The organism is Streptomyces sp. NPDC003036, from assembly GCF_040611175.1.
Taxonomy (GTDB): Bacteria; Actinomycetota; Actinomycetes; order Streptomycetales; family Streptomycetaceae; genus Streptomyces.
The window spans coordinates 25,847-51,207 of record NZ_JBEXNO010000001.1 but is presented as its reverse complement, the minus strand read 5'-3'; the positions used below and the strand labels follow the sequence as shown (position 1 = coordinate 51,207).

General features: G+C 73.1%; 22 protein-coding genes. 12 read left to right on the top strand and 10 right to left on the bottom strand.

Going from position 1 to position 25,361, the window contains the following annotated elements:
• The first annotated feature begins 39 nt into the window (after window positions 1-39).
• A complete protein-coding gene (locus ABZX67_RS00220; RefSeq protein WP_355351996.1) occupies window positions 40-1,572 on the top strand; it encodes a 3-hydroxyacyl-CoA dehydrogenase in 1,533 nt (510 codons plus the stop codon).
• Window positions 1,569-2,159, top strand: a complete 591-nt coding sequence (locus tag ABZX67_RS00215) for a TetR/AcrR family transcriptional regulator (protein ID WP_355351993.1) — start codon at window positions 1,569-1,571, stop codon at window positions 2,157-2,159. The genes ABZX67_RS00220 and ABZX67_RS00215 overlap by 4 nt, the downstream gene beginning before the upstream one ends.
• 26 nt (window positions 2,160-2,185) lie before the next feature.
• Here ABZX67_RS00215 and ABZX67_RS00210 read toward each other — a convergent pair whose 3' ends face one another.
• Window positions 2,186-2,761, bottom strand: coding sequence for an Lrp/AsnC family transcriptional regulator (locus tag ABZX67_RS00210; protein WP_355351990.1), 576 nt, complete (start codon window positions 2,759-2,761; stop codon window positions 2,186-2,188).
• A 162-nt stretch (window positions 2,762-2,923) separates the two neighbouring features.
• Between ABZX67_RS00210 and pdhA (ABZX67_RS00205) the strand changes: the two genes are divergently transcribed.
• The 7 genes from pdhA (ABZX67_RS00205) (at window position 2,924) to ABZX67_RS00175 (ending at window position 10,695) form a co-directional block, all read left to right on the top strand.
• A complete protein-coding gene (gene pdhA, locus ABZX67_RS00205; RefSeq protein ID WP_355351987.1) occupies window positions 2,924-4,057 on the top strand; it encodes a pyruvate dehydrogenase (acetyl-transferring) E1 component subunit alpha in 1,134 nt (377 codons plus the stop codon).
• Complete coding sequence (locus ABZX67_RS00200) at window positions 4,057-5,082, top strand: alpha-ketoacid dehydrogenase subunit beta (protein ID WP_355351984.1); 1,026 nt, start codon at window positions 4,057-4,059, stop codon at window positions 5,080-5,082. Before pdhA (ABZX67_RS00205) ends, ABZX67_RS00200 begins: the two co-directional genes overlap by 1 nt.
• Complete coding sequence (locus ABZX67_RS00195; protein WP_355351982.1) at window positions 5,082-6,422, top strand: dihydrolipoamide acetyltransferase family protein; 1,341 nt, start codon at window positions 5,082-5,084, stop codon at window positions 6,420-6,422. The genes ABZX67_RS00200 and ABZX67_RS00195 overlap by 1 nt, the downstream gene beginning before the upstream one ends.
• Window positions 6,423-6,504: 82 nt before the next feature.
• Window positions 6,505-7,347 carry an NTP transferase domain-containing protein gene (locus ABZX67_RS00190; RefSeq protein ID WP_355351979.1) on the top strand — a complete coding sequence of 281 codons (843 nt, stop codon included), beginning with the start codon at window positions 6,505-6,507 and terminating at the stop codon, window positions 7,345-7,347.
• Window positions 7,344-8,573 (top strand): molybdopterin molybdotransferase MoeA, encoded by a 1,230-nt coding sequence (locus ABZX67_RS00185; RefSeq protein ID WP_355351976.1) that lies wholly within the window; start codon window positions 7,344-7,346, stop codon window positions 8,571-8,573. The genes ABZX67_RS00190 and ABZX67_RS00185 overlap by 4 nt, the downstream gene beginning before the upstream one ends.
• 20 nt (window positions 8,574-8,593) lie before the next feature.
• On the top strand, window positions 8,594-9,652 hold the full coding sequence (locus ABZX67_RS00180) for a potassium channel family protein (RefSeq protein WP_355351973.1): 1,059 nt from the start codon (window positions 8,594-8,596) through the stop codon (window positions 9,650-9,652).
• 53 nt (window positions 9,653-9,705) lie between these two features.
• Window positions 9,706-10,695, top strand: coding sequence for an NAD(P)H-quinone oxidoreductase (locus ABZX67_RS00175; RefSeq protein WP_355351970.1), 990 nt, complete (start codon window positions 9,706-9,708; stop codon window positions 10,693-10,695).
• A gap of 75 nt (window positions 10,696-10,770) precedes the next feature.
• Here the strand turns inward: ABZX67_RS00175 and ABZX67_RS00170 are convergent, their stop codons facing one another.
• From ABZX67_RS00170 to ABZX67_RS00145, 6 genes are all read right to left on the bottom strand, one after another.
• Entirely contained in the window at window positions 10,771-11,313 is a 543-nt protein-coding gene (locus tag ABZX67_RS00170) for a bacterial proteasome activator family protein (protein ID WP_355351966.1), read from the bottom strand.
• A gap of 88 nt (window positions 11,314-11,401) precedes the next feature.
• Window positions 11,402-14,254: an ABC transporter permease gene (locus ABZX67_RS00165; RefSeq protein ID WP_355351963.1), complete on the bottom strand. Its 2,853-nt coding sequence runs from the start codon at window positions 14,252-14,254 to the stop codon at window positions 11,402-11,404.
• Complete coding sequence (locus tag ABZX67_RS00160; RefSeq protein WP_355351960.1) at window positions 14,251-14,994, bottom strand: ABC transporter ATP-binding protein; 744 nt, start codon at window positions 14,992-14,994, stop codon at window positions 14,251-14,253. Before ABZX67_RS00160 ends, ABZX67_RS00165 begins: the two co-directional genes overlap by 4 nt.
• A 166-nt stretch (window positions 14,995-15,160) precedes the next feature.
• A complete protein-coding gene (locus ABZX67_RS00155; protein WP_355351957.1) occupies window positions 15,161-15,796 on the bottom strand; it encodes a PadR family transcriptional regulator in 636 nt (211 codons plus the stop codon).
• Between the two features lie 116 nt (window positions 15,797-15,912).
• Complete coding sequence (locus ABZX67_RS00150) at window positions 15,913-16,674, bottom strand: hypothetical protein (protein WP_355351954.1); 762 nt, start codon at window positions 16,672-16,674, stop codon at window positions 15,913-15,915.
• 188 nt (window positions 16,675-16,862) lie between these two features.
• Window positions 16,863-18,500, bottom strand: a complete 1,638-nt coding sequence (locus ABZX67_RS00145) for a protein kinase (RefSeq protein ID WP_355351951.1) — start codon at window positions 18,498-18,500, stop codon at window positions 16,863-16,865.
• A 495-nt stretch (window positions 18,501-18,995) separates the two neighbouring features.
• Between ABZX67_RS00145 and ABZX67_RS00140 the strand changes: the two genes are divergently transcribed.
• Window positions 18,996-20,627, top strand: a complete 1,632-nt coding sequence (locus tag ABZX67_RS00140; RefSeq protein ID WP_355352705.1) for a protein kinase — start codon at window positions 18,996-18,998, stop codon at window positions 20,625-20,627.
• Window positions 20,628-20,638: 11 nt separating this feature from the next.
• On the opposite strand, the gene ABZX67_RS00135 is transcribed toward ABZX67_RS00140, so the two are convergent.
• The 3 genes from ABZX67_RS00135 to ABZX67_RS00125 form a co-directional block, all read right to left on the bottom strand.
• Window positions 20,639-21,667 carry a phosphotransferase gene (locus tag ABZX67_RS00135; RefSeq protein WP_355351948.1) on the bottom strand — a complete coding sequence of 343 codons (1,029 nt, stop codon included), beginning with the start codon at window positions 21,665-21,667 and terminating at the stop codon, window positions 20,639-20,641.
• A 15-nt stretch (window positions 21,668-21,682) separates the two neighbouring features.
• Window positions 21,683-22,072: a pyridoxamine 5'-phosphate oxidase family protein gene (locus tag ABZX67_RS00130; protein WP_355351945.1), complete on the bottom strand. Its 390-nt coding sequence runs from the start codon at window positions 22,070-22,072 to the stop codon at window positions 21,683-21,685.
• Between the two features lie 116 nt (window positions 22,073-22,188).
• Entirely contained in the window at window positions 22,189-22,845 is a 657-nt protein-coding gene (locus ABZX67_RS00125; RefSeq protein ID WP_355351942.1) for a response regulator transcription factor, read from the bottom strand.
• Window positions 22,846-23,184: 339 nt separating this feature from the next.
• Between ABZX67_RS00125 and pdhA (ABZX67_RS00120) the strand changes: the two genes are divergently transcribed.
• The gene (gene pdhA / locus ABZX67_RS00120; RefSeq protein WP_355351939.1) at window positions 23,185-24,354 is read left to right on the top strand and encodes a pyruvate dehydrogenase (acetyl-transferring) E1 component subunit alpha; all 1,170 of its coding nucleotides are present in this window, start codon (window positions 23,185-23,187) and stop codon (window positions 24,352-24,354) included.
• Between the two features lie 2 nt (window positions 24,355-24,356).
• Window positions 24,357-25,337: an alpha-ketoacid dehydrogenase subunit beta gene (locus ABZX67_RS00115; protein WP_355351936.1), complete on the top strand. Its 981-nt coding sequence runs from the start codon at window positions 24,357-24,359 to the stop codon at window positions 25,335-25,337.
• Window positions 25,338-25,361 lie beyond the last annotated feature (24 nt).

The following is a 25,361-nucleotide window of genomic DNA, read 5'->3' as shown; positions in this document are numbered from 1 at the left end:
CCCGAACCTGTGGACAACTCATCGGGGAGGATCACTGTCATGACCGACAACATGGCCATCGAGCGCAGCCGCACCGTCGCTGTCGTCGGCACCGGCACCATGGGCCAGGGCATCGCCCAGGTGGCCCTGGTCGCCGGCCACCCCGTCCGCCTCCACGACACCGTGCCGGGCCGCGCCCGGGAGGCCGCCGCGGCCATCACCGGCCGCCTCGACCGGCTCGTCGAGAAGGGCCGGATACCGACCGAGGACCGCGACGCCGCCGCCGGACGCCTGCGGGTGGCCGACGGTCTCGACGACCTCGCCGACGCCGCGCTCGTCATCGAGGCGATCGTCGAGCGGCTCACGGTCAAGCAGGAGCTCTTCACCGCGCTGGAGAAGATCGTCTCCGACGACTGCCTCCTCGCCACCAACACCTCGTCCCTCTCCGTCACCGCCATCGCGGGGACGCTGCGCCTGCCGGGCCGCTTCGTGGGCATGCACTTCTTCAACCCCGCGCCCCTGCTCCCGCTGGTCGAGGTCGTCAGCGGCTTCGCCACCGACGACGCCGCGGCCACGCGCGCGTACGCCACCGCCGAGGCGTGGGGCAAGACGCCGGTCCGCTGCGCCGACACCCCCGGCTTCATCGTCAACCGCATCGCCCGCCCCTTCTACGCGGAGGCGCTGCGCCTGTACGAGGAGCGGGCCGCGGACCCGGCCACCATCGACGCCGTCCTGCGCGAGAGCGGCGGCTTCCGGATGGGCCCCTTCGAGCTGACCGACCTGATCGGCCAGGACGTCAACGAAGCGGTCACCCGGTCCGTCTGGGAGGCCTTCTACCAGGACCCGAAGTTCACCCCGTCCCTCGCCCAGCGGCGCCTGGTCGAGTCGGGTCGCCTCGGCCGCAAGACGGGTCAGGGCTGGTACGCGTACGGCGAGGGCGCCGAGCGGCCCCAGCCCCGGACCGAGGAGCCCGCGCCGGCGCCGGCGCAGGTCACGGTGCACGGGAACCTGGGCCACGCCGAGCCACTCGTCTCCATGATGGAAGAGGCCGGGATCAAGGTCCGGCGCAAGAAGCACGGCAAGCACCTCATCCTCCCCGGCGGCGGACAGCTCGGCCTCGCCGACGGCGAGACCGCCTTCGAGTACGGCGGCGACGAGATCGTCTACTTCGACCTCGCCCACGACTACACGACCGCCACCCGCATCGCCCTCTCCACCGCCCGGACCACCACGCCCGAGACCCTCCGGGAGGCCGTCGGCCTGTTCCAGGCGCTGGGCAAGCAGGTCACGGTGATCGCCGACACCCCCGGCATGATCGTCGCCCGCACGGTCGCGATGCTGGTCGATCTCGCCGTCGACGCGGTCGCACGCGGCGTCGCCTCCGCGGAGGACGTCGACACGGCCATGCGGCTCGGCGTCAACTATCCGGCGGGCCCCTTCGAGTGGGCCGCCCTGCTCGGCTACGAGCACGTGACCGACCTGCTCGGCGCCCTGGACCAGCGCTACCCCGGCGGCCGCTACGCCCCCTGCCTCGACGTCGTGCGCCGGGCGCACGAGGAGCTGGCCGCGACGAAGGACCGGAACAGCCGATGACCACCGCCAGGCGTGACACCTACACCCCCGAGACGCTGCTGTCCGTCGCCGTCCGCGTCTTCAACGAGCGCGGCTACGACGGCACCTCCATGGAGCACCTCTCCAAGGCGGCCGGGATCTCCAAGTCCTCGATCTACCACCACGTCACGAGCAAGGAGGAGCTGCTGCGGCGCGCGGTCAGCCGGGCCCTGGACGGGCTCTTCGCGGTCCTCGACGAGCCGGGGGCCGCGCGCGGACGGGCCATCGAGCGCGTCGAGTACGTGACCCGGCGCACCGTCGAGGTGCTGATGGACGAGCTGCCGTACGTGACGCTGCTGCTGCGCGTGCGCGGCAACACCAAGACCGAGCGGTGGGCGCTGGAGCGGCGCCGCGAGTTCGACCACCGGGTCGCCGACCTGCTGAAGGCCGCCGCGGCCGACGGCGACCTCCGCGCCGACGTGGACATACGGCTCGCCACCCGGCTGCTCTTCGGAATGATCAACTCACTGGTGGAGTGGTACCGGCCGCAGCCGGGCGGCGACGGCGACCGGCAGCAGCTCGCCGACACCGTCGTACGCCTCGCCTTCGACGGCCTGCGTACCGCTTAGACCGTCCGTCTTGGACCGTCCGCCGGTCAGGGCTCGTCCGCCGGCAGCCGCCGGTTCAGGTCCGTCTCCTCGAAGACCAGCAGCGTCCGCGTCGACAGCACCTCCGGGATGGACTGGAGCCTGGTCAGGACCAGCTCGCGCAGGGTGCGGTTGTCCGGCGTGTGCACCAGCAGCAGTACGTCGAAATCGCCGCTGACCAGGGCGATGTGAGCGGCTCCGGGCAGCGCCTGGAGCTTCTCGCGGACCGTGCGCCAGGAGTTCTGCACGATCTTGAGCGTGATGTACGCGGACGCCCCCTGCCCGGCCCGTTCGTGGTCCACCCGGGCCGTGAAACCGCGGATCACCCCGTCGTCGATGAGCCGGTTGATCCGCGCGTAGGCGTTGGCACGCGACACGTGGACGCGGTCGGCCACGGAGCGTATCGAGGCGCGGCCATCCGTTTGGAGGATCCGGAGGATGTCCCGGTCGATCGCGTCGAGCGGGCGCGGGGCGAGGTGCGGCGTGCCGCCCGCCGGCCGCAGCTCCCTGTCGTCGGGCCTCTCGCCGGGCCCGTCGTCGTCGGCCATTTGTTCAGCTGCCATGTCCCCCCGCCTCTTCTCCATGGACGACCTGCCTCCATCCCAGGCTGTGGAGAACCGTTTGTCCACAGGCTGAAGGCGCCTGTAGCCAAAATGGATCCACGACCGAACAATCGGTAGGTGAGGCGCGTCACAGTCGCGTCCCCCTTCGGGTCTTATGCCCCGCTCCCACGAGGAGGTGCTGTCATGACGGTCCAAGAGCTGCCTGGTGCGGCCTCTTACCGGCCCGCCCCGCCCCCGGCGTGGCGGCCGCGCACCGACCCCGCACCGCTGCTCCCGGACCCCGAGCCCTACCGGGTGCTCGGCACGGACGCCGCGGCCGGGTTCGCGCCGGAACTGCTGCGCAGGCTGTACGCCGAGCTGGTGCGCGGCCGCCGCTACAACGCCCAGGCGACCGCCCTCACCAAGCAGGGCAGGCTCGCGGTGTACCCGTCGACCACCGGCCAGGAGGCCTGCGAGGTCGCCGCCGCGCTCGTGCTGGAGGAGCGGGACTGGCTCTTCCCGTCGTACCGCGACACGCTCGCCGCGGTGGCGCGCGGTGTCGACCCCGTCGAGGCGCTGACCCTGCTGCGCGGCGACTGGCACACCGGGTACGACCCGCGCGAGCACCGCGTCGCGCCGCTGTGCACCCCGCTCGCCACCCAGCTGCCGCACGCCGTGGGCCTGGCGCACGCCGCCCGCCTCAAGGGCGACGACGTGGTGGCGCTCGCCATGGTCGGCGACGGCGGCACCAGCGAGGGCGACTTCCACGAGGCGCTGAACTTCGCGGCGGTCTGGCAGGCACCGGTCGTCTTCCTCGTACAGAACAACGGCTTCGCCATCTCCGTTCCGCTCGCCAAGCAGACCGCGGCGCCGTCCCTGGCCCACAAGGCCGTCGGGTACGGCATGCCGGGCCGGCTCGTCGACGGCAACGACGCGGCCGCCGTGCACCAGGTCCTCTCCGAGGCGGTGGCCCGCGCCCGGCGCGGCGGCGGCCCGACGCTCGTCGAGGCCGTGACGTACCGCATCGACGCCCACACCAACGCCGACGACGCCACCCGCTACCGCGGCGACGGCGAGGTCGAGGCGTGGCGCGCGCACGATCCGATCCGTCTCCTGGAGCGGGAGTTGACCGAGCGGGGCCTCCTCGACGAGGAGGGGATAAGGCAGGCCGCCGAGGACGCCGAGGCCATGGCGGCGCGGCTGCGCGAGCGGATGAACGCCGACGCGGAGCTGGAGCCGATGGACCTCTTCGCGCACGTCTTCGCCGAGCAGACGGCACAACTGCGGGAGCAGGCGGCGCAGTTGCGTGCCGAGCTCGACGCCGAGGGAGAGGCGTGATGACGACGGCGGCGAAGACGGCGGCGAAGGTGGCGGCCAAGCCCGCCACCATGGCGCAGGCGCTCCAGCGCGCCATGCGCGACGCGATGGCCGAGGACCCGTCCGTCCACGTCATGGGCGAGGACGTCGGCACCCTCGGCGGCGTCTTCCGGGTGACGGACGGACTGGCCAAGGAGTTCGGCGAGGACCGCTGTACGGACACCCCGCTCGCCGAGGCGGGCATCCTGGGCACGGCCGTCGGCATGGCGATGTACGGGTTGCGGCCGGTGGTCGAGATGCAGTTCGACGCCTTCGCCTACCCGGCGTTCGAGCAGCTGATCAGCCATGTGGCGCGGATGCGGAACCGCACGCGGGGCGCGATGCCGCTCCCGATCGTGGTGCGCGTGCCGTACGGCGGCGGGATCGGCGGCGTCGAGCACCACAGCGACTCCTCCGAGGCGTACTACATGGCGACTCCGGGGCTCCATGTCGTCACGCCCGCGACGGTCGCCGACGCGTACGGGCTGCTGCGGGCGGCCATCGCCTCCGACGACCCGGTGGTCTTCCTGGAGCCGAAGCGGCTCTACTGGTCCAGGGCCGAGTGGTCGCCGGACGCGCCCGAGCCGGTGGAGCCGATCGGTCGCGCGGTCGTCCGGCGCACGGGGCGCAGCGCGACGCTCGTCACCTACGGGCCGTCCGTGCCGGTATGCCTGGAGGCCGCCGAGGCGGCGCGCGCGGAGGGCTGGGACCTGGAGGTCGTGGACCTGCGGTCGCTGGTGCCGTTCGACGACGAGACGGTCTGCGCGTCGGTACGGCGCACGGGGCGCGCGGTCGTCGTCCACGAGTCGACCGGCTTCGGCGGTCCGGGCGGGGAGATCGCCGCGCGCATCACGGAGCGGTGCTTCCACCACCTGGAGGCGCCCGTCCTGCGGGTGGCCGGCTTCGACATCCCGTACCCGCCGCCCATGCTGGAGCGGCACCACCTGCCCGGCGTGGACCGGGTGCTGGACGCGGTGGCGCGACTGCAGTGGGAGGCGGACAGCTGATGGCCCAGGTGCTGGAGTTCAAGCTGCCGGACCTCGGTGAGGGGCTCACCGAGGCGGAGATCGTGCGCTGGCTGGTGGAGGTCGGGGACGTCGTCGCCGTCGACCAGCCAGTCGTCGAGGTCGAGACGGCCAAGGCGATGGTGGAGGTGCCGTGCCCGTACGGGGGCGTGGTGACGGCGCGGTTCGGTGAGGAGGGCACGGAACTTCCCGTCGGGGCGCCGCTGTTGACGGTCGCGGTCGGAGCGGAGTCGGCACAGACCGGGTCCTCCGGGTCTTCCGAGCCCTCCGATGCCTCCGCGTCCCCCGGGGCTTCCGCCGAATCCTCCGGGAACGTCCTCGTCGGCTACGGGACGGGCGCGCCGGCCGCGCGGAGGCGCCGCGTGCGGACGGCCTCCACCACGCCGTCCGCCGCCGTGCCTTCCGCCCCGGCGGCGCCCGCGCCCGCTCCCGCTCCGGCCCCGGCGCCGCCGGCTCCGGGCGGCGGCCCGGTGCCGGTGATCTCGCCGCTCGTGCGGAAGCTGGCCCGGGAGCGCGGCCTCGACCTGCGCCAGGTGCGCGGTTCCGGCCCGGACGGGCTGATCCTGCGCGCGGACGTGGAGCGGGCGACCGCCGAGCGGACCCGCCCGGCCCCGCCCGAGACGGCCCCCGTGGCCGGTGAGCGGGTGCCGCTGCGCGGCGTGCGCGGGGCGGTCGCCGACAAGATGGCCCGCAGCCGGCGCGAGATCCCCGAGGCCACCTGCTGGGTCGACGCGGACGCGACGGAGCTCATGGCCGCGCGCGCCGCGATGAACGCCGCCGGGGGCCCGAAGATCTCCCTGCTGGCGCTGCTGGCCCGGATCTGTACGGCCGCGCTCGCCCGCTACCCGGAGCTGAACTCCACGGTCGACACCGAGGCGCGCGAGATCGTGCGCCTGCCCGAGGTGCACCTGGGCTTCGCCGCCCAGACCGACCGGGGCCTGGTCGTGCCCGTCGTACGGGACGCGCACCGCCGCACGGCCGAGTCGCTGTCGGCGGAGTTCGCCCGCCTGACGGACGCGGCGCGCGCCGGGACGCTGACCCCGGCGGACCTGACCGGCGGCACCTTCACGCTGAACAACTACGGGGTCTTCGGGGTGGACGGCTCGACGCCGATCATCAACCACCCGGAGGCGGCCATGCTCGGCGTGGGCCGGATCGTCCCCAAGCCCTGGGTACACCAGGGCGAGCTGGCCGTACGCCAGGTGGTCCAGCTGTCGCTGACCTTCGACCACCGCGTCTGCGACGGGGGCACGGCAGGCGGTTTCCTGCGGTACGTCGCCGACTGCGTGGAGGCGCCCACGGTCCTGCTGCGCACCCTCTAGCACTCCCTAGCAGGCCCTGGCCCCCGGATCGCCCCGCCGACCCGGGGGCCGGGGCCTGCGCGGCCCGGTGAATACTGAGGGCGTGACCCGATGTGACGTTGTCGTGCTTGCCGGGGGATCGGCCAAGCGGCTCGGTGGGGTGGACAAGCCCGGGGTGAGCGTGGGCGGACGCGCCCTGCTGGACCGCGTGTTGGCGGCCTGCCGGGAGGCCCCGCGGGTCGTGGTCGTCGGCGGTCGGCGGCCCACCGTACGGCCCGTGGTGTGGGCGCGGGAGGAGCCGCCCGGGGGCGGGCCCGTCGCCGCGCTCGCGGCCGGGCTGCGGCAGGTGGAGACCGACACCGTGCTCGTCCTGAGCGGGGACCTGCCGTTCCTGGAGGAGGGCAGCGTACGGAAGTTGACCGAGGCCCTGCGGGACGGGACCGCCGAGGGTGTGCTGTCCGTGGATGCCGAGGGCCGCGACCAGCCGCTCGTCGCGGCGTACCGCACGGAACCGCTCCGTCGCGAAGTCGCGCTGCTGGCAACGGAATACGGCAGCTTGTCTGGTTTGCCGCTGCGGCTGCTCACCCAGGAGCTGGACCTCGTACGGATCCCCCTCGGACCGCTCGCCTCCTTCGACTGCGACACCTGGGAGGACATCTCCACGGCCCGTGCCCGGATCAGGGAGCATGGGAACGTGCTGGACGAATGGATCACCGCAGTCAAGGCCGAACTCGGCATCGAGCTGGACGTCGACACCGGCGTCCTCCTCGACCTGGCCCGCGACGCCGCGCACGGCGTCGCCCGGCCCGCCGCGCCGCTCACCACCTTCCTGGTCGGCTACGCCGCGGCCAAGGCCGGCGGTGACGGCCCCGAAGCCGTCGCCGAGGCGGCGCGCAAGGCCGCCGCGCTCGCCGACCGCTGGGCGAAGGAAGCCGGCGAGGAATGACCGGTCAGGGAGCGCACGAGCGGCACCGGGCCACGCCCTGGGGCGATGCCCGGGACGTCGCCGCCCGCGAGGGGCGGGCCGGACCGAAGCGGTCCCGCCGCGCGGCGCCGGCACACGCGCTCGGGCGGGTGCTCACCGAGCCGCTCGTCGCGCTGACCGACCTGCCGTCGTTCGACACCTCCGCCATGGACGGCTGGGCCGTCGCCGGACCCGGCCCGTGGGCGGTGGCCGGGAGCGGCTCCGTGCTGGCGGGTCACGCCACGGCCGCCGAGCTGCCCGACGGCTCGGCGGTACGGATCGCCACCGGCGCCCGCGTCCCGCCGGGTGCCACCGCCGTGGTCCGCGCCGAGCACTCCCGTACGGAGGCCGACGGCGCCCGGCTGCACGCCGAGCGCGAGGTCCTGCCCGGGCAGGACATCCGCCCCCGGGGCCAGGAGTGCCGTTCCGGCGACGAACTGCTGCCCGCGGGCAGCCCCGTGACGCCCGCCGTGCTGGGCCTCGCCGCGGCCGCCGGATACGACGAGCTGCCGGTTGTGGAGCAGCCCCGCGTGGAGGTCCTCGTACTGGGCGACGAGCTGCTCACCGCCGGGCTCCCCCACGACGGGCTCATCCGGGACGCCCTCGGACCCCTGCTCGGCCCCTGGCTGGCCGCCCTCGGCGCGGACGTCGTCGCCACCCGGCGCATCGGCGACGACGCCGAGGCGCTGTACGCGGCGGTCACCGGCTCCTCGGCGGATGTGGTGGTCACGACCGGGGGCACGGCCGCCGGGCCCGTCGACCACGTCCACCCGGTGCTGCGCAAGGCCGGCGCCGAGCTGCTGGTGGACGGGGTGAAGGTGCGGCCCGGGCATCCGATGCTGCTCGCCCGCCTCGGTCCCGGCACGCACCTGGTGGGGCTGCCCGGCAACCCGCTGGCCGCCGTGTCCGGGCTGCTCACTCTCGCCGAGCCGCTGCTGCGCGGCCTCGCCGGCCGGCCCGCCCCGGAGCCGTACCGGCTGCCCGTACGCGACGAGGTGCACGGCCATCCGTACGACACGCGGCTCGTGCCGGTGGTGCGCCGGGCCGGGCAGGCCGTGCCGCTGCACTACAACGGCCCCGCCATGCTGCGCGGCATAGCGGCGGCCGACGGGCTCGCGGTCGTCCCTCCGGGCGGCGCCGCGCCCGGTGACGTCCTGGAGATCCTGGGCCTGCCGTGGCCATCGACCACCGAAGGGTGTTTCACGTGAAACTTCCCGGCCAAGACGCGATGGCCAGACGGGCCGAGGAGCAGCTGATCACCTCGCGGATCAGGCTTCCCCGCCAGGTCATGGAGCGTCCGCTGCGGCAGGTGGCCAAGCGGCTGCTGATGGCCCTGTGCGTCCTCGCGCTGACCGTCTTCATCGTCGTCGTGGACAGACACGGCTACCACGACAACGCCGACGGCGAGGTCGGCGTCCTCGACGCCGTCTACTACGCCACCGTGACGCTGTCCACGACCGGATACGGCGACATCGTCCCGCACAGCGACAGCGCGCGGCTCGTCAACGTGCTGCTGGTGACGCCCCTGCGCGTGCTGTTCCTGATCATTCTCGTCGGCACCACTCTCGAGGTCCTCACCGAGCGCACCCGGGAGGAGTGGCGGCTGAACCGCTGGAGGTCCACGTTGCGCGACCACACCGTCATCGTCGGATTCGGTACGAAGGGCCGCTCGGCGGTCCAGACGCTCTGCGCGACCGGCCTGAAGAAGGAGCGGATCGTCGTCGTCGATCCGAGCGACAAGGTGATCGAGACGGCGAACAGCGACGGGCTCGTCGGGGTCGTCGGTGACGCCACCCGCAGCGACGTCCTGCTGAGAGCCGAGGTGCAGCGGGCGCGCCAGATCGTGGTGGCGACGCAGCGTGACGACACGGCGGTGCTGGTCACCCTGACCGCGCGCCAGCTCAACCGCGGCGCCAAGATCGTCGCGACCGTCCGCGAGGAGGAGAACGCGCCGCTGCTGCGGCAGTCGGGCGCGGACGCCGTGATCACCAGCGCCAGCGCGGCGGGACGGCTGCTCGGCCTGTCGGTGCTGAGCCCGAGCGCGGGCACGGTGATGGAGGACCTGATTCAGTCGGGCAGCGGCCTCGACCTGGTCGAGCGGCCGGTGATAAAGGCCGAGGTCGGCAAGAGCGTGCGGGAGACCGACGACCTGGTGGTGAGCGTCCTGCGTGGGCACCGGCTGCTGGGGTACGACGACCCGGAGGCGAGCCCGCTCCAGCTGACGGACCGGGTGATCACGATCGTACGGGCCAAGCCGGTCACACCGCTGAGCACGCCGCCGGAGTAGCAGGAGACCCGGAGCAGGAGACCAGGAAGAGCAGCAGGAGTAGCGTCGCCGCCATGCATGCGATCACGATTCCGGAACCAGGTGGACCAGAGGCGCTCGTCTGGGCCGAGGTGCCCGATCCCGTGCCGGGCGAGGGCGAGATCCTCATTGAGGTGGCCGCCGGCGCCGTCAACCGCGCCGACCTGCTCCAGCGGCAGGGCTTCTACGACCCGCCGCCCGGGGCCTCCCCGTACCCGGGGCTCGAATGCTCCGGGCGCGTGGCGGCGCTCGGCCCCGGCGTCGCCGGGTGGACCGTCGGCGACGAGGTGTGCGCCCTGCTGGGCGGGGGCGGCTACGCGGAGAAGGTCGTCGCGCCGGTGGGGCAGGTGCTGCCCGCGCCCAAGGGCGTCGACCTGGTGACGGCGGCGGCTCTGCCCGAGGTGACCGCGACGGTGTGGTCCAACGTGTTCATGGTGGCGCACCTGCGGCCGGGCGAGACGCTCCTGGTGCACGGCGGCGCCAGCGGCATCGGCACGATGGCGATCCAGCTCGCGAAGGCGGTGGGCGCGCGGGTCGCGGTCACGGCCGGCGGCCCCGAGAAGCTGGCGGCCTGCGCCGAGCTGGGCGCGGACATCCTGATCGACTACCGCGAGCAGGACTTCGTCGAGGAGATCAAGAAGGCCACGGACGGGGCGGGCGCGGACGTCATCCTCGACATCATGGGCGCCAAGTACCTGGAGCGGAACATCAAGGCGCTCGCCGTGAACGGCCGCCTCGCGGTCATCGGGCTCCAGGGCGGCGTGAAGGGCGAGCTGAACCTGGGCGCGCTGCTGGCGAAGCGCGCGGCGGTGACCGCCACCTCGCTGCGCATGCGGCCGCTGGAGGAGAAGGCGGCGATCGTGGCGGCGGTGCGGGAGCACATCTGGCCGCTGATCGCGGCGGGCACGGTCCGACCGGTGGTGGACCGGGTCTTCCCCATGCCGGAAGCACCGGAGGCGCACCGCACGCTGGAGTCGAGCACCCACGTCGGCAAGGTCCTGCTGGTCACCCCTGACCGCGCCTGACCGCTCCCGACCCGACGCACGGACGAGGCCCGGCCCCCCGAAGGGACCGGGCCTCGAAACGCCTACGGACACGTCTTACAGGTACGGGCCCGATCGGATGGCGCCGTGCGAGCGGTCGTCATCGTCGTGGTGCGCGGCGGCCGGCAGCGCCCGGCGCATCTGCTCCAGCTGGGCGCGGGCCGCCATCTGCTGGGCGAACAGCGCCGTCTGGATGCCATGGAACAGGCCTTCCAGCCAGCCCACCAACTGGGCCTGCGCGATGCGCAGTTCCGCCTCCGACGGGACCGCCTCGTCCGTGAAGGGCAGGGACAGGCGCTCCAGCTCCTCGACCAGCTCCGGCGCCAGGCCGTCCTCCAGCTCCTTGACGGAGCTGGCGTGGATCTCCTTGAGGCGGACCCGGCTGGCCTCGTCCAGGGGAGCGGCGCGGACCTCTTCCAGCAGCTGCTTGATCATGCTGCCGATGCGCATGACCTTCGCGGGCTGCTCGACCATCTCGGTCACCGGGATCTCGCGCGGCTCGTCGTCGCCGTCACCGCCGCCGAGCGCCATCCCGTCCTGCCCCACTACGAGGATGTGGGGGTTGCTCTCCTGCGACCGTTCATTCCTCGGCATCTCCATGGCGCCCATTCTCTCGTACACGTGCGTCATCACACGGTCTGCCCCTGGAGGAGGGTGATCCACCCTCCTCCAGGGGCACACGTACGGCCTACGTCGCCGCGCGGCGGGCCAGCGCCCCCCGGGAGCGGGTCACCAGGGCCGCGAGCAGCGCCGCGCCCAGCGGGACGGCGACCAGCAGGGCGGCCAGCGTCTCCCACGGGATGATGATCGGCACGTGCGGTGCCGGGCCGATCGAGGCGCCCTGGTCCAGCGCCTCCTGGTACCACTTCATCTCCTGGCGCCGCTCGGTGAGCCGGAGCCCGATCGCGGGCAGCACGCCCGCCGCCGAGCCCAGCACCACGCCCATCACGGCGACCACCCCGCACTGGAAGCCGCTGAGCGTCCGGCGCACCCGCGGCGGCGCGCCGACCGCGGCCAGCGTCTTGAGGTCGGCCTCCGCGTCGGCCTGGGCGAGTCCGGTCGCGATACCGGCCGCGCCGATGGTGATGAGGCCCGCGAAGACGGTCAGCGACAGCAGCACGATGCTGTCGTCGCTGACGAAGCCCTCCTCCACGTAGAGGTCGACGCCGACGCCCGTCTTGGCGAGTTCGTCGTCCAGCTTCTGGCGCTGCTCGCCGGTCGGCATGGTGCCGGTCGTGTAGTACGCGCCCAGCGGCTGCGTGGCCAGCCCGGCCGCCTTGGCCGTGGCCGGCGACATGATGCCCGCCACGCCGTACCCGTCGGTGCCCTCGGGCACCTGGTACGCCGGGAAGGACTTCACCTGGCCCGGCCGCTCCTTGCCGGCCAGGGCGGCCTCATCGGCCGCCTGCTGGTCGGTGATCAGCCGGATGGAGAGGGCGCCGTTCTTGTCGACCATCGGCCGCGAGAAGGACACGATCTTCCCCTCGGCCAGGGCCTTCGCGGCCCCCGGGTCCTTGATCCCCAGGACCGTCAGCAGCTTGGCGTCGGCGACCATCAGCCCGGACTCGCTGTACGCCATGCCCTCCATGCTCTGGCAGCGCCAGTCGCGCCCGAGCTTGCGGCGCTCCTCCTTGCTGAGCTTCTCCGCGGGGTCGGAGCCGTCCGGCGTGGAGACCCACAGCGGGCACTCGTTGGCCTTGGGGATGACGACCTCGTGGGTGCCGCAGCCCTCGCCACTGCCGTACAGCTCGCAGCCGGCCCGGCCGACCACGATCCGGTCGACATCGGCCCGTACGTCGACGGGCAGGTTCTTCTGGACCGCGTCGCGCACCGTCGGCACGTCCCGGCCGGCGCCCTCCATCACCATCACGGAGACGGCGCCGTGCGGCAGCCGCGCCTCGTAGCGCGCCCGGTTCCCCGCGTCCTGGCTCACCGCGTACGTCGCCACGGCGACCGTGCCCGCGACCGCGGCGAGCACCGCGGCGACCGCCGGAGCCGTACGGCCCCGGTTGCGGACGGCGTCCCGCAGCGCCAGTCGCGGCGACAGCGGCAGCCAGCGGCCCATGCGCCCGAAGAGACCCACCAGGGCGGGGGTCATCGCCACCGCACCGAGCTCGGCGAGGGCGCTGCCGCCCGCGACGAGGGCGAACTGGTCGGAGAACACCGACCCGTACAGCGCGATCGCGGCGCCCAATGCCACCGCGCCCAGCCCGATCAGGGGCAGCACCCGGCTGCTGCGGCGCACCCCGCGGCGGCCGGTGAGGGAGGCCAGCACCGTCTGGCGCGACGCCGTGACGGCCGGGACGATCGCGGCGAGGAGCCCGGTCAGCACCGCCAGCAGTCCGATGCCCAGCAGCTCCAGCGGGCGGACGTCGAAGCTGCCGAACCGCCGGCCGATGGTCTCCTCCAGCACCGGCTGGAGCGCGAAGGTCAGAGCGATGCCGAGCGCCGTGCCCACCACGGCTGCCGCGGCGCCGATCACCAGGCCGCCGGCGAGGACGATGGCCCGGATGTGGTGGCGGTCGCCGCCGTTGGCACCGACCAGGCCCAGCTGGCGGCGCGAGCGGCGGGCGCCGACGGCGAACGCGGGACCGGCCAGCAGGCAGATCTCCAGCATCGCCAGGCCCACGACCGTGCCGGCGGCGGCCAGAGCCGCCGCGTCGGCGGCGCCGCTCTGCTCGTACGGAGCCCAGCCCTCCTTGGCGTACAGGGGGACGTCGGACCGGGCGGGCGGGTCGAGGAGGACGGCGCGCGAGGTCACCGTCACGCCCTTGGCGTTGGCCTCCTTGACCATGTTCCACGTGAAACCACCGGGCACCCGGAGCAGATGCGTGGTGCTCTTGCTCGTGCCGGACAGCCCCTCCGCCTTGAGCGCCTTGTCCAGCGGGTCCAGGAGCGCGCCCGGAACGGCGAGGACCTCGTCGCCCTTGAGGGCGTCGGGGACCTCGTACGAGCCGACGATGCGGTACTCGCGGTCCAGGCCGCGCGCGGTGAGCGCCGAGCCGACGCGCAGGCCGCTGGCCTCCAGGAAGTGGCTGGTCGCGGCCACCTCGTCGGCCTTCTTCGGGAACCGGCCGTCCAGCAGGGTGACCATGCCCTCGGCCAACGGGTCGTCGGCCTTGAACTCGCGGATCTGGGCGTGCAGGAGGCCGTACGCGGTGCGCAGCTTCCCGTAGCCGACCGAGTCCGGCAGGACCGTGGCGTTCGCCGGGAACGCCTTGGTGACGTCCGTCGTGCCCTCGGGGAACGGCTTGTCGTCGAAGTCCCCGACCGGCGAGGACTGGTCGCCCTGCGGGTTCTGGTACAGCGGCACTCCGCCGTATCCCGGGTCCGATATGAGCGCGTCCGCGGCCCCCAGCGTGCGCGCCAGCTTCTCCTCGGTGGACAGTTCCTGGGAGCGCAGGGTCAGATCGGCGGCGCTGACACCCAGGATGGGCAGGGCGATCATCGCCAGGACGAGGAAGCTGCGCCCCTTGAAGCGCCAGGCGTCACGGCGGGCGATGCGCACCGCCGCGCGCCACGAGTGGAACCAGTTGTTCACTGTTCGGCCGCCTGGCCCGTGAGCAGGGAGTCGGCGTCGCTGCGGAGGGTCTGGTCGACGACCGCGCCGTCGCGCAGGAACACCACGCGGTCCGCCCAGGCGGCGAAGCGCGGCTCGTGGGTGACGAGGACACCGGCAGCGCCCGCGTCGCAGCGGGCCCGCAGCAGGGCCAGCACCGATTCGCCGGTCTCGGAGTCCAGGGCGCCGGTCGGCTCGTCGGCGAGGACGAGCCGCCGGTCGCCGACGAGCGCGCGGGCGATGGCCACGCGCTGCTGCTGGCCGCCGGACATCTCGTCGGGGAACCGGTCGGCGAGGTGGCCGAGGCCCATCTCCTCCAGGGCGGCGATGGCCTCGCCGCGCGCCTTGCGGGCGGAGGTGCCGTCCAGCTCCCGCGGCAGGGCGACGTTCTCGGCGGCCGTGAGCGCCGGGATGAGGTTGTAGTCCTGGAAGACGTACCCGATGCTGCGGCGGCGCAGGGCGGCGAGCGTCTTGCGGTCGGCGTTGGTGATGTCGGTGTTCTCGACGACGACCCGCCCGGAGGACGGGGTGTCGAGGCCGCCCGCGATGGTCAGCAGCGTGGACTTGCCGGAGCCGGACGGGCCCATGACGGCGACGAGCTCACCGGGGAAGACGTCGAGGTCGATGCCGCGCAGCGCGTGCACCTCGGTGGCGCCGGAGCCGTGGACCCGGGTGAGCCGCTGGAGTTGCAGCACCGGCTGCTCGGACTGGCGTGGTGACATGGAGGGTCCCCCCTTGGGCGTACGCGCGCGCGTGCGGGCGTACACAGCGGATGTTCGTACGAGAGTGAGTGCGGGAGCGCGAGAGCGCGGACGTGTGAGGTGCGGACGTGTGAGGGTGCGAGAGCGCCGGAGCGGTCAGCAGCGCCGGAGTGGTCAGCGGCGGCGCTCAGCCGGTGCGGGTCGAGCCGGCGGCCCTCGCCGCGGAGGCCGCGCCCGCCGCGGCGGAACCGCTCCCGGGAGCGCTGCCCCCCGCGACCGCGTGGGACAGCCGGATGAGCCGGGCCTCGCAGTGGTCCAGCCAGCGCGCCTCGGCCTCCGTCTGGAAGATCAGCTGCTCCAGCACGAGCAGCCAGGCCACGTCGTCGCGTTCCCGCGACGCCCCGCTCTCCAGGGCGCTGATCGCCTGGTGCTTGAGCCGGGTGTAGTCCTGCATCGCCCTGACGGTGTGGCGGCGCTGCGCCTGGATGACGGCCCGGATGTCGACGCCGGGGGCGCCGACGGCCATGGCCAGCTTGATGGCCAGCTCGTCGCGCGCCGGACTGGTGCGGTCGACGGGCTTCTCGAACCAGTTCCTGAGCTCTTCACGGCCCGCCTCGGTGATCGCGTAGAGCGCGTGCCCGGCCTCGTCCTCGCCGCCCTGCTCCACCATGCCGTCGCGCTCCAGGCGGCTCAGCGTCGTGTACACCTGGCCGACGTTGAGCGGCCAGGTGGCCCCGGTGCGCGACTCGAACTCCGTACGGAGCTGGGAGCCGTAGCGCGGACCGTGTTCGAGGAGGGCGAGCAGCCCGTGGCGGATGGACATACTCAGTATGTATACCGAGTATGTCGGGCCGGGCAACCGTCCTCCGAGGGACCCGCGGGGTCCCTCCCGAGGAGGACCCCGGCGGACACAGGAGGACCGAGGGCGCCGGCAGGGGCTCAGCGGCGGCGCATCCGCAGTCCCAGGAAGCCGAGCCCCAGACCCATCATGGCGAGGCCCACACCCAGGGTGAGCACGGGAAGCTGCCGGTCAGCGGCGGTCTCGGCGGCGGTTTCGGCGGCCCGCGCGGCGGGCTCGTACGCGGCGGCGGGCGGCGTACGGGACGGCTCTCCGGGCACCGCGGCGTCCGTCTCCGGTACCTCGTCGTCCGGTTCCTCCTCGCCGGAGGCGTCCGGCGCTGTTGCCGTTTTGGTACGTGACGGGTCGCCCGAGCCGGATTCGGAGGGCGTCTTCGCGGCGGACTCCTGCGCCGACGGGTCGACCGACGGCGACGGCGGCAGAGGCCGCCCGGGCCGCTCACGCCCCGCCCCGGCAGGCCGCCCGGCGAGCGACGGCGACGGCGACGGCGATGGCCGGTCCGACACGAGCGCCGGGTTCAACGCTGGGTTCAGCGCCGGGTTCAGCCCAGGATTCGGCGCCCCGTCCGCGGCTCCCGAAAGCCCCGCGGACGTATCGGCCGAAGGGGCGCCCACCGCGCCCGAACCGCTCGGCGCCGGGGCGACCGGGGCCGGGACCGGCGTGGCGGGCCGTGCCGCCGCGCTCCCGGTGGGCTTCAGCGGCCGGACGGCGGGCCTGCCCGCGCCCGGCGGCGTACCCGGGGCCGTGCTCTCGTCCGCGTACGCGGAGCCGACCGGCGCGAGCGCCCACACGAGCAGTATGAGGAACGCGCACCGCGACCGTGGGCCGAGTTTCGGAGTCACCGCGTGACCCCCTCCCGTGGCGAGCCACTTCGTACAGTGGGCTCAGCGTCACACGGGGCGGGCGCACCGGCATCCCGGGCGGCCCCACGGCCACCCGCAGGAGTTACCACCCCCAGGAGTTACCACCCGCGGGAGTCACCAGCGAAAGTCAGCGGCCGCCGGCCGGCACCCCGGGGGTCATGACCGGGTCACTGCCCGGGATCGCCCGTCGCGACCCTCAGCTCGAAGGTCTGGTTGCCCGGCACCACGGCGGTCCCCTCCGTCGGGAACTGCGAGATCACCTGGTCCTCCGCGAACTGCGGGTCGTCCACTTCCTCGACCTTGTACTTCCAGCCCGCCGCCTGGAGGCACGACTTGACCGACAGCACGTCCTTGTAGGTGAAGCTCGGCGCCTGCACCTTCTGCGGGTCGTCGCTGTCCTCGGGCGCGTCCGTGCACTTCTCCGGGTCGATGGTGCGGTTGCGCTCCGGCGGCTTGTGCCCCGCCTGGGCCGACTCTCCGCTGGTCGCGCCCCCGCGGCCGGTGTCCGTGCCGGGCTCGTCCTCGCCGCCGGACAGCTTGACCGCCGTCACGACACCGCCGATGACGACGAGCACGGCGACGAGGCCGCCCACGATGACGCCGGTGCTGCCGCGCTTGCCACCGCCGGACGCCGGGGCGGCCTGCGGCGCGATCGTGTACGGCGGCGGGGTCTGCTGGTACGGCGCCGGGCCCGGGGCCGGGGTGTGCGCCTGCTGCGGGTAGCCGTAGCTCGGCGGCGCGGGGGTCGGCGCGCCGTACGGGCCGGGCGCCGGGGTCGGGGCGGGACCGGGCTGGTACGGGGTGTGGACACCGTGCGGGCCGGGCGCCGGGGTCGTGTGGTCGACCGGCGGGAAGACCGCCGAACCCACGCCCGCGCCGCTGTTCACCGGCCCGCCGCCGGCCACGATCACCGGCGCGCCGGTCTGCCCGGCCGACAGCAGCCGCAGGCACTCGTCGCGCATCGCGGCCGCGCTGGGGAAGCGCTCGTTCGGGTTCTTCTTCAGCGCCCGCGCCACCAGCGCGTCCATCGCCGGCGTGACCGCCCGGTTGATGGAGGAGGGCGCGACCGGCTCCTCCTGCACGTGGGCGTACGCGATGGCCAGCGGCGAGTCCGCGTCGAAGGGGATGCGGCCGGTCAGCAGCTGGAAGAGCATGATGCCGACCGAGTACAGGTCGGAGCGGGCGTCGACGCCGCGCCCGAGGGCCTGCTCCGGCGACAGGTACTGCGGCGTGCCGACCACCATGCCGGTCTGCGTCATCGAGGTGACGCCCGACTGCATGGCGCGCGCGATGCCGAAGTCCATCACCTTGACCACGCCGCGCTTGGTCATCATCACGTTGCCGGGCTTGATGTCCCGGTGGACCAGGCCCATCTCGTGGCTGGTCTCCAGGGCGGCGAGCACGTCGGCCGTGACCTTGAGCGCCTTGTCGGCCGGCATCGCGCCGTACTGCTGGATGTCCGCCTGCAGGACGGAGCCGAGCGGCTGCCCCTCGACGTACTCCATGACGATGTACGGCATGAGCGAGCCGTCCAGCTCGTCCTCGCCCGTGTCGAACACCGAGACGATGTTGGTGTGCTGGAGCTTGGCGACGGCCTGCGCCTCGCGGCGGAAGCGCTCGCGGAAGGACTGCTCGCGCCCCAGCTCCGTGTGGAGCGTCTTGATGGCGACCTGGCGGTCGAGGGCCGTGTCGTACGCCAGGTACACGGACGCCATGCCGCCTTCGCCGAGCAGGTCGCGAAGCTGGTACCGGCCGCTCGCGACCGAGCCGCCCGCATAGCGGCCCCGTGCGCCGTCCTGGCTCATTTCTTGCTCCCCCGTGCGCGCGCGTGGCCGCGGTGATCCGGTTTTACGGGCCCAGTCTGCCCGAGGGCCGGGACACGTCAAGCCAGGTGCCCGTTCCGTGACCGTACGCACAAGAAGCGTCTCGGAAGCGTTACACGCCCACGACGCAATTTGCACAGGTGTACGTGGAACCGATTGGATGGCCGGTCCATCCGGAACCGGCCCGGCGCGCGGAGGCTGTAGCGTGACGGGGCGTAGTACCCCTTTGGAACACGGCGGCACACCGCAGGCACACCCAGCACGCGGGCACAGAAACGACGGCGAGGACTGATGGCACCCGGATCCGAAGCAGGCGGCGGCGGAGGAGTGTCGGATGGCGGCGGAGTCTCGGACGGCGGAGCGCGCGACTCCCGGGACGTGAGCGACTCGCCGGACCAGCGTGACCAGCGGGACCAGCCCGGTCAGCGCGACCAGAACCAGAACCAGAGCGACGAAGCGTCGCGCGGCGCCCGCGAGATGCGCGACGACGCCTCCGACTGGGGCGTCGGCGGCCTCGTCGGCGACGGCCGCTACCGCCTGACCCACCGCCTCGGCCGCGGCGGCATGGCGGAGGTGTTCGCCGCCGAGGACGTACGCCTCGGACGCACGGTCGCCGTCAAGCTGCTGCGCGCGGACCTCGCCGAGGACCCCGTCTCCAAGGCCCGCTTCACCCGCGAGGCGCAGTCCGTCGCCGGGCTCAACCACCACGCGATCGTGGCGGTGTACGACTCCGGCGAGGACATCGTGGGCGGCCAGTCCGTCCCCTACATCGTGATGGAGCTGGTCGAGGGCCGCACCATCCGCGATCTGCTGCACAACGCCGAGGCGCCGCCGCCCGAGCAGGCGCTGATCATCGTCTCCGGTGTGCTGGAGGCGCTCGCGTACTCGCACCAGCACGGCATCGTGCACCGCGACATCAAGCCCGCGAACGTCATCATCACGCACAGCGGCGCGGTCAAGGTGATGGACTTCGGCATCGCCCGCGCCCTGCACGGGGCGTCCACCACCATGACGCAGACCGGCATGGTCATGGGCACCCCCCAGTACCTCTCGCCCGAGCAAGCGCTCGGCAAGGCCGTCGACCACCGTTCCGACCTGTACGCCACGGGCTGCCTGCTGTACGAGCTGCTCGCGCTGCGGCCGCCGTTCACCGGTGAGACACCGTTGTCCGTGGTGTACCAGCACGTCCAGGACATCCCGGTGCCGCCGTCGGAGGTCTCCGACGTCGCGCCTCCGGAGCTGGACGGGCTGGCCATGCGCGCGCTCGCCAAGGACCCGGACGACCGGTTCCAGAGCGCCGAGGAGATGCGCGGGCTGGTGCAGTACGGGCTCCAGATGCTCCAGCAGCAGGGCAGCCACTCGGGGACCTGGAACACCGGCCCCGTCGACACGCACGACGGCGCCCGCACCCCGGCCGGCGGCGTCGCCGCGACCTCGGTGATGGGCCACCCCGTCCACGGCGAGACCTCGCAGGGCCCGATACTGCCGCCGATGAACCCGGACGACGGGGCGTACGCGTACGACGGCGGCAAGGGCGGCTCCGGGCGCGGGAAGCTGTGGCTGTTCGTCGCCTTGGCGCTGATCGCGATGGTCGCGGGGGCGGTGTACGCGCTCGACAAGCCCAACACCCCCAAGGGCGGCCAGGACACGAAGACGCCGAAGACGACCGCGCCCTCCACGCCCGGCAAGGACGACAGCCCGTCGCCGAGCGACGACCCGTCGGAGGAGTCCCAGGAGCCCGACAGCTCCTCGGGCGGCGGCGGCAACTGGAACGACAACCCGCCGTCGTACCGCCCGCCGACGGACCCGAAGACGGACGAGCCGTCACCGTCCGGCGGCACCCCCTCCTCCCCCGGCACGACGGACGGCGGTACGGACCAGGGGACGACGGACGGCGGCACGGACCAGGGCACGACCGACGGTGGTGCCGACCAGGGCACGACCGACGGCGGCACGGACCAGGGCACGACCGACGGTGGTGCCGACCAGGGCACGACCAACGCCGGTACCGACCAGGGCACGACCAACGGGACGACGCAGGGCGCGACCAACGCCGGTGCCGACCAAGGCGCGACCACCGGGACGACGCAGGGCGGCGGCACGCAGTAGTCGGCCGCGCGTCACGCCGTGAAGGCGTCGCGCACCGCCTCGTACTCCCGCGTCCACCACACCGCCAGGGCCGACGCCGCAGGAAACTGCGGGTCGGCCCTGCCGTCGTGCAGCTGGTAGCGCCAGCGCAGTATCCAGAAGTCGTTCAGCCGCTCCCACCACACCCGGTGCACCGCCGCAGCCAGCTCGGCCGCGTCGGCCCCGGTCGCCCGCCGGTAGGCGCGCGCGTACGCCCGTACCTTCGCCAGCTCCAGTTCACCCGCCGGCTGCACGAAGAAGATGACGGCCGCCCGTACGGCCTCCTCGGCGCGCGGCTGGACACCCAGGCGGTCCCAGTCGATGATCGCGGCGGGCTCCGCACCCCGGTAGAGCAGGTTCAGCGGGTGGAAGTCGCCGTGCACCCAGCCGCCCGCGTCGGCCCGCGGGGGGCGGCGGTGGGCGTGCTCGGCGAGGAGCCGGCGCCGTTCCAGCAGCCGGTGCTCGGCGAGCTCGTCGAAGGTGTCGCGGGGGCGGCGTGCGCGGGAGAGGGCCAGCAGCCGGTCGATGAGCCGGAAGGTGTCCTCGGGGTTGGCGCTGCGGTGCCCGTGGTCACCGTCCGTGTGCGGTTGCGGCTCCATCACCTGCTCCAGGCAGGTGTGGACGAGCCCGAGGAGCGCGCCGAGGCGCCGCGAGCCGGCCGTCGTCAGCTGCGCGCCGTCCCGGTGGCGGCCGTCGACCCAGGGGTGGAGCGCGTAGCACCGGCCGCCGATCTCGGCGACGGTCCGGCCCTCGGTGTCGGCGAGCGGCGGGGCCACCGGGACGCCGAGGTGGTGCAGGCGCTGGGTGGCGCGGTGCTGGCGGACGATGGTGTCGCGGTCGGCGGTCGGGGCGTCGAGATGCTGTTTGAGGAAGTACGCGCCGCGGGTGGTGGCGAGGCGGTAGCCGCGGTTCAGCAGGCCCTGGGTGACGGGGACGCAGGAGAGCGGCTCGCCGGGTCCGTCGTAGCGGCGCAGCAGCGCACTCAGGGGTGGGGCGGGGGGTGTTGCAGATGAGCGCGGCACTCCGCAGATGTTAGATCACGCAGCGTGGGGGGTGTGCACGGAGACGAATCCCGGCCGGACGCGCAGGTAAACCGGGTCGAGGTGGTCCGGGGCCGCACCGAGGAGGGCGAGCTCGCGGGGGGTGGGGTCGGCGAGGCGGGCGGTCCCCGTGAACTGGACGGACCACAGGACGTCGGCGCCGGAGTTGAAGTTGTCGGCGCCGTACGCGACGACGGTGCCGTGGCAGGCGTGGTGGTAGCCGAGGCGCCGGTCCATGCGCAGCAGGACCTCGCCGTCCTCGCCGTCGCCGCTCACGATGTGCCGCGCGGGCGCCACGGCGGGCAGGGCCCGCAGGCTGGTCGCGATGCGGCCGTACGGCACGCGCCCGAGCAGCTCGACGGCGAGCGGTTCGTCGGTGAGAGGCATGGCTCCACCCTCCCGTGGCGCCGCGGGCGCGCAGAAGGGCCGCTCGGCCCTGCGGCGGCGGGACGTAGGGCCTGTCTTTCGGGTCAGGCCCCAAGTCCCGCGTAAGCCCGGGTCCGTCAGCGGCGCTCGGCCTGGAGGCGGGCGACGTACGCCGCGGCCTGGCTGCGGCGCTCCATGCCCAGCTTGGAGAGCAGGCTGGAGACGTAGTTCTTGATGGTCTTCTCCGCCAGGTGCAGCCGCTCGCCGATCGCGCGGTTCGTCAGCCCCTCGCCGATGAGGTCGAGGATCCTGCGCTCCTGCTCCGACAGGGACGCGAGCTTCTCGTCGCCCTTGGGGGCGCCGTCGCGGAGGCGCTCCAGGACGCGGGCCGTGGCCACCGGGTCCAGGAGGGACCTGCCGGCGGCGACGTCGCGGACCGCCGTGAGGAGCTCGCTGCCGCGGATCGCCTTCAGGACGTACCCGGAGGCACCCGCCATGATCGCGTCGAAGAGGGCCTCGTCGTCGGCGTACGACGTGAGCATCAGGCACTTCACGGAGTCGTCCCGGGAGCGGATCTCGCGGCACACCTCGACGCCGCTGCCGTCCGGGAGGCGCACGTCGAGGATGGCGACGTCCGGGCGCGTCGCCGGAATGCGGGAGAGGGCCTCCGCCGCCGTGCCGGCCTCGCCGACGACCTCGATGTCCGGCTCACCGGAGAGCAGCTCGTGCACGCCGCGCCGTACGACTTCGTGGTCATCGAGCAGAAATACCGTGATTTTTCCATCTTCGCGCACAGAATCAGTCTCACATACTCACTCTTCCCGTGCCCGGGGTCCGCGGGATAACGTGCCCGTGTTCCGGCGGCCCGCAAGGCTGTGACCTGTGCTCTTTTCGTTCCGCGTCCCCGCATTCTCGATTTACTTGGAAATCCAAGCAAAATCGCAGGTCAAATGGGGTTTCGCAGTAATGCGGCGCACTGGGTAACGTGCCTTTGGCAGGGTGCTCGCCGGGGCACCTGTCACGCCTGTTCCCGGCCGAGGGCACCCACCCCGTGCGCATACGTACGGAAACAGGCGGAGCCGACTGGCCTACCCGGCGGACCCCGGGGGCCGGACAGACGGAGGAGCACGCACGTGACCGTGGAAGGCACTGCCGCGCGCAAGCCGCGACGCAGCAGTAAGCGCACCAGCGCGAGCGGGACCAAGGCATCCGGCGCCGCGAGCGCCGAGCCCCAGCTCGTACAGCTGCTCACCCCCGAGGGTGAGCGCGTTCAGCACCCCGAGTACGACATCGACCTCAGCCCCGAGGAGCTCCGCGGTCTGTACCGCGACATGGTGCTGACCCGCCGCTTCGACGCGGAGGCCACCTCCCTCCAGCGCCAGGGCGAGCTGGGCCTGTGGGCCTCGCTCCTCGGCCAGGAGGCCGCCCAGATCGGTTCCGGCCGCGCCCTGCGCGACGACGACTACGTCTTCCCGACGTACCGTGAGCACGGCGTCGCCTGGTGCCGGGGGGTCGACCCGACCAATCTGCTCGGAATGTTCCGTGGCGTGAACCACGGTGGCTGGGACCCGAACAGCAACAATTTTCACCTGTACACGATCGTCATCGGGTCGCAAACCCTGCACGCCACCGGCTACGCCATGGGCGTCGCGAAGGACGGTGCGGACAGCGCGGTCATCGCCTATTTCGGTGACGGTGCCTCCAGCCAGGGTGACGTCGCCGAGGCCTTCACCTTCTCCGCGGTCTACAACGCCCCCGTCGTCTTCTTCTGCCAGAACAACCAGTGGGCGATCAGCGAGCCCACCGAGAAGCAGACCCGCGTCCCGCTCTACCAGCGCGCGCAGGGCTTCGGCTTCCCCGGCGTCCGCGTCGACGGCAACGACGTCCTCGCCTGCCTCGCCGTGACCCGCTCCGCCCTGGAGCGGGCGCGGCGCGGCGAGGGCCCGACGCTCGTCGAGGCGTTCACGTACCGCATGGGCGCGCACACCACCTCCGACGACCCGACCCGCTACCGCCACGACGACGAGCGGGCGGCCTGGGAGGCCAAGGACCCGATCCTGCGGCTGCGGGCGTACCTGGAGAAGCAGGGGCATGCCGACGCCGCCTGGTTCGAGGAGCTGGAGGCGGAGAGCGAGGCGCTCGGCAAGCGCGTCCGCGAGGCGGTGCGGGCCATGCCCGACCCCGACCACCTGGCGATCTTCGACAACGTGTACGCCGACGGGCACGCGCTCGTCGATGAGGAGCGCGCGCAGTTCGCCGCCTACCAGGCGTCGTTCGCCGACGCGGATGGCGAGGTCAAGTAACCATGGCTGTACAGAAACTCCCGCTCGCGAAGGCGCTCAACGAGTCGCTGCGCACGGCGCTCGAGAACGACCCCAAGGTCCTCATCATGGGTGAGGACGTCGGCAAGCTCGGCGGCGTCTTCCGCGTGACCGACGGCCTCCAGAAGGACTTCGGCGAGGAGCGGGTCATCGACACCCCGCTCGCCGAGTCCGGCATCGTCGGCACGGCCATCGGTCTCGCGCTGCGCGGCTACCGGCCGGTCGTCGAGATCCAGTTCGACGGCTTCGTCTTCCCCGCGTACGACCAGATCGTCACGCAGCTCGCCAAGATGCACGCCCGCTCGCTGGGCAAGGTCAAGCTGCCGGTCGTCGTCCGCATTCCGTACGGCGGCGGCATCGGTGCCGTCGAGCACCACAGCGAGTCGCCGGAGTCGCTCTTCGCCCATGTCGCCGGGTTGAAGATCGTCACGCCGTCGAACTCCTCGGACGCGTACTGGATGCTCCAGCAGGCCATCCAGAGCGACGACCCGGTGATCTTCTTCGAACCGAAGCGCCGCTACTGGGACAAGGGCGAGGTCGACACCGAGGCCATCCCGGGCGAGCTGCACCGCGCGCGGACGGTCCGCGAGGGCACCGACCTGACGCTGGTCGCGTACGGGCCGATGGTCAAGGTGTGCCTGGAGGCGGCCGCGGTCGCGGCGGAGGAGGGCCGGTCGGTCGAGGTCCTCGACCTGCGCTCGGTCTCGCCGCTCGACTTCGACAGCGTGCAGGCGTCCGTCGAGAAGACCGGGCGGCTGGTGGTCGTGCACGAGGCGCCGGTCTTCTTCGGCTCGGGTGCCGAGATCGCCGCGCGCGTCACGGAGCGGTGCTTCTACCACCTGGAGGCGCCGGTCCTGCGGGTGGGCGGCTACCACGCGCCCTATCCGCCGGCCCGGCTCGAAGAGGAGTACCTGCCGGGTCTCGACCGAGTGCTCGACGCCGTCGACCGCTCGCTCGCGTACTGAGGAGGCCCGCTGTGATCCGCGAGT

Excerpts from the sequence above, each read along its gene's own strand:
- ABZX67_RS00220 (WP_355351996.1), top strand. The coding sequence starts at position 40 with ATGACCGACAACATGGCCATCGAGCGCAGCCGCACCGTCGCTGTCGTC.
- ABZX67_RS00215 (WP_355351993.1), top strand. The coding sequence starts at position 1,569 with ATGACCACCGCCAGGCGTGACACCTACACCCCCGAGACGCTGCTGTCC.
- ABZX67_RS00210 (WP_355351990.1), bottom strand. The coding sequence starts at position 2,761 with ATGGAGAAGAGGCGGGGGGACATGGCAGCTGAACAAATGGCCGACGAC.
- pdhA (WP_355351987.1), top strand. The coding sequence starts at position 2,924 with ATGACGGTCCAAGAGCTGCCTGGTGCGGCCTCTTACCGGCCCGCCCCG.
- ABZX67_RS00200 (WP_355351984.1), top strand. The coding sequence starts at position 4,057 with ATGACGACGGCGGCGAAGACGGCGGCGAAGGTGGCGGCCAAGCCCGCC.
- ABZX67_RS00195 (WP_355351982.1), top strand. The coding sequence starts at position 5,082 with ATGGCCCAGGTGCTGGAGTTCAAGCTGCCGGACCTCGGTGAGGGGCTC.
- ABZX67_RS00185 (WP_355351976.1), top strand. The coding sequence starts at position 7,344 with ATGACCGGTCAGGGAGCGCACGAGCGGCACCGGGCCACGCCCTGGGGC.
- ABZX67_RS00180 (WP_355351973.1), top strand. The coding sequence starts at position 8,594 with ATGGCCAGACGGGCCGAGGAGCAGCTGATCACCTCGCGGATCAGGCTT.
- ABZX67_RS00175 (WP_355351970.1), top strand. The coding sequence starts at position 9,706 with ATGCATGCGATCACGATTCCGGAACCAGGTGGACCAGAGGCGCTCGTC.
- ABZX67_RS00170 (WP_355351966.1), bottom strand. The coding sequence starts at position 11,313 with ATGGAGATGCCGAGGAATGAACGGTCGCAGGAGAGCAACCCCCACATC.
- ABZX67_RS00160 (WP_355351960.1), bottom strand. The coding sequence starts at position 14,994 with ATGTCACCACGCCAGTCCGAGCAGCCGGTGCTGCAACTCCAGCGGCTC.
- ABZX67_RS00155 (WP_355351957.1), bottom strand. The coding sequence starts at position 15,796 with ATGTCCATCCGCCACGGGCTGCTCGCCCTCCTCGAACACGGTCCGCGC.
- ABZX67_RS00145 (WP_355351951.1), bottom strand. The coding sequence starts at position 18,500 with ATGAGCCAGGACGGCGCACGGGGCCGCTATGCGGGCGGCTCGGTCGCG.
- ABZX67_RS00140 (WP_355352705.1), top strand. The coding sequence starts at position 18,996 with ATGCGCGACGACGCCTCCGACTGGGGCGTCGGCGGCCTCGTCGGCGAC.
- ABZX67_RS00130 (WP_355351945.1), bottom strand. The coding sequence starts at position 22,072 with ATGCCTCTCACCGACGAACCGCTCGCCGTCGAGCTGCTCGGGCGCGTG.
- ABZX67_RS00115 (WP_355351936.1), top strand. The coding sequence starts at position 24,357 with ATGGCTGTACAGAAACTCCCGCTCGCGAAGGCGCTCAACGAGTCGCTG.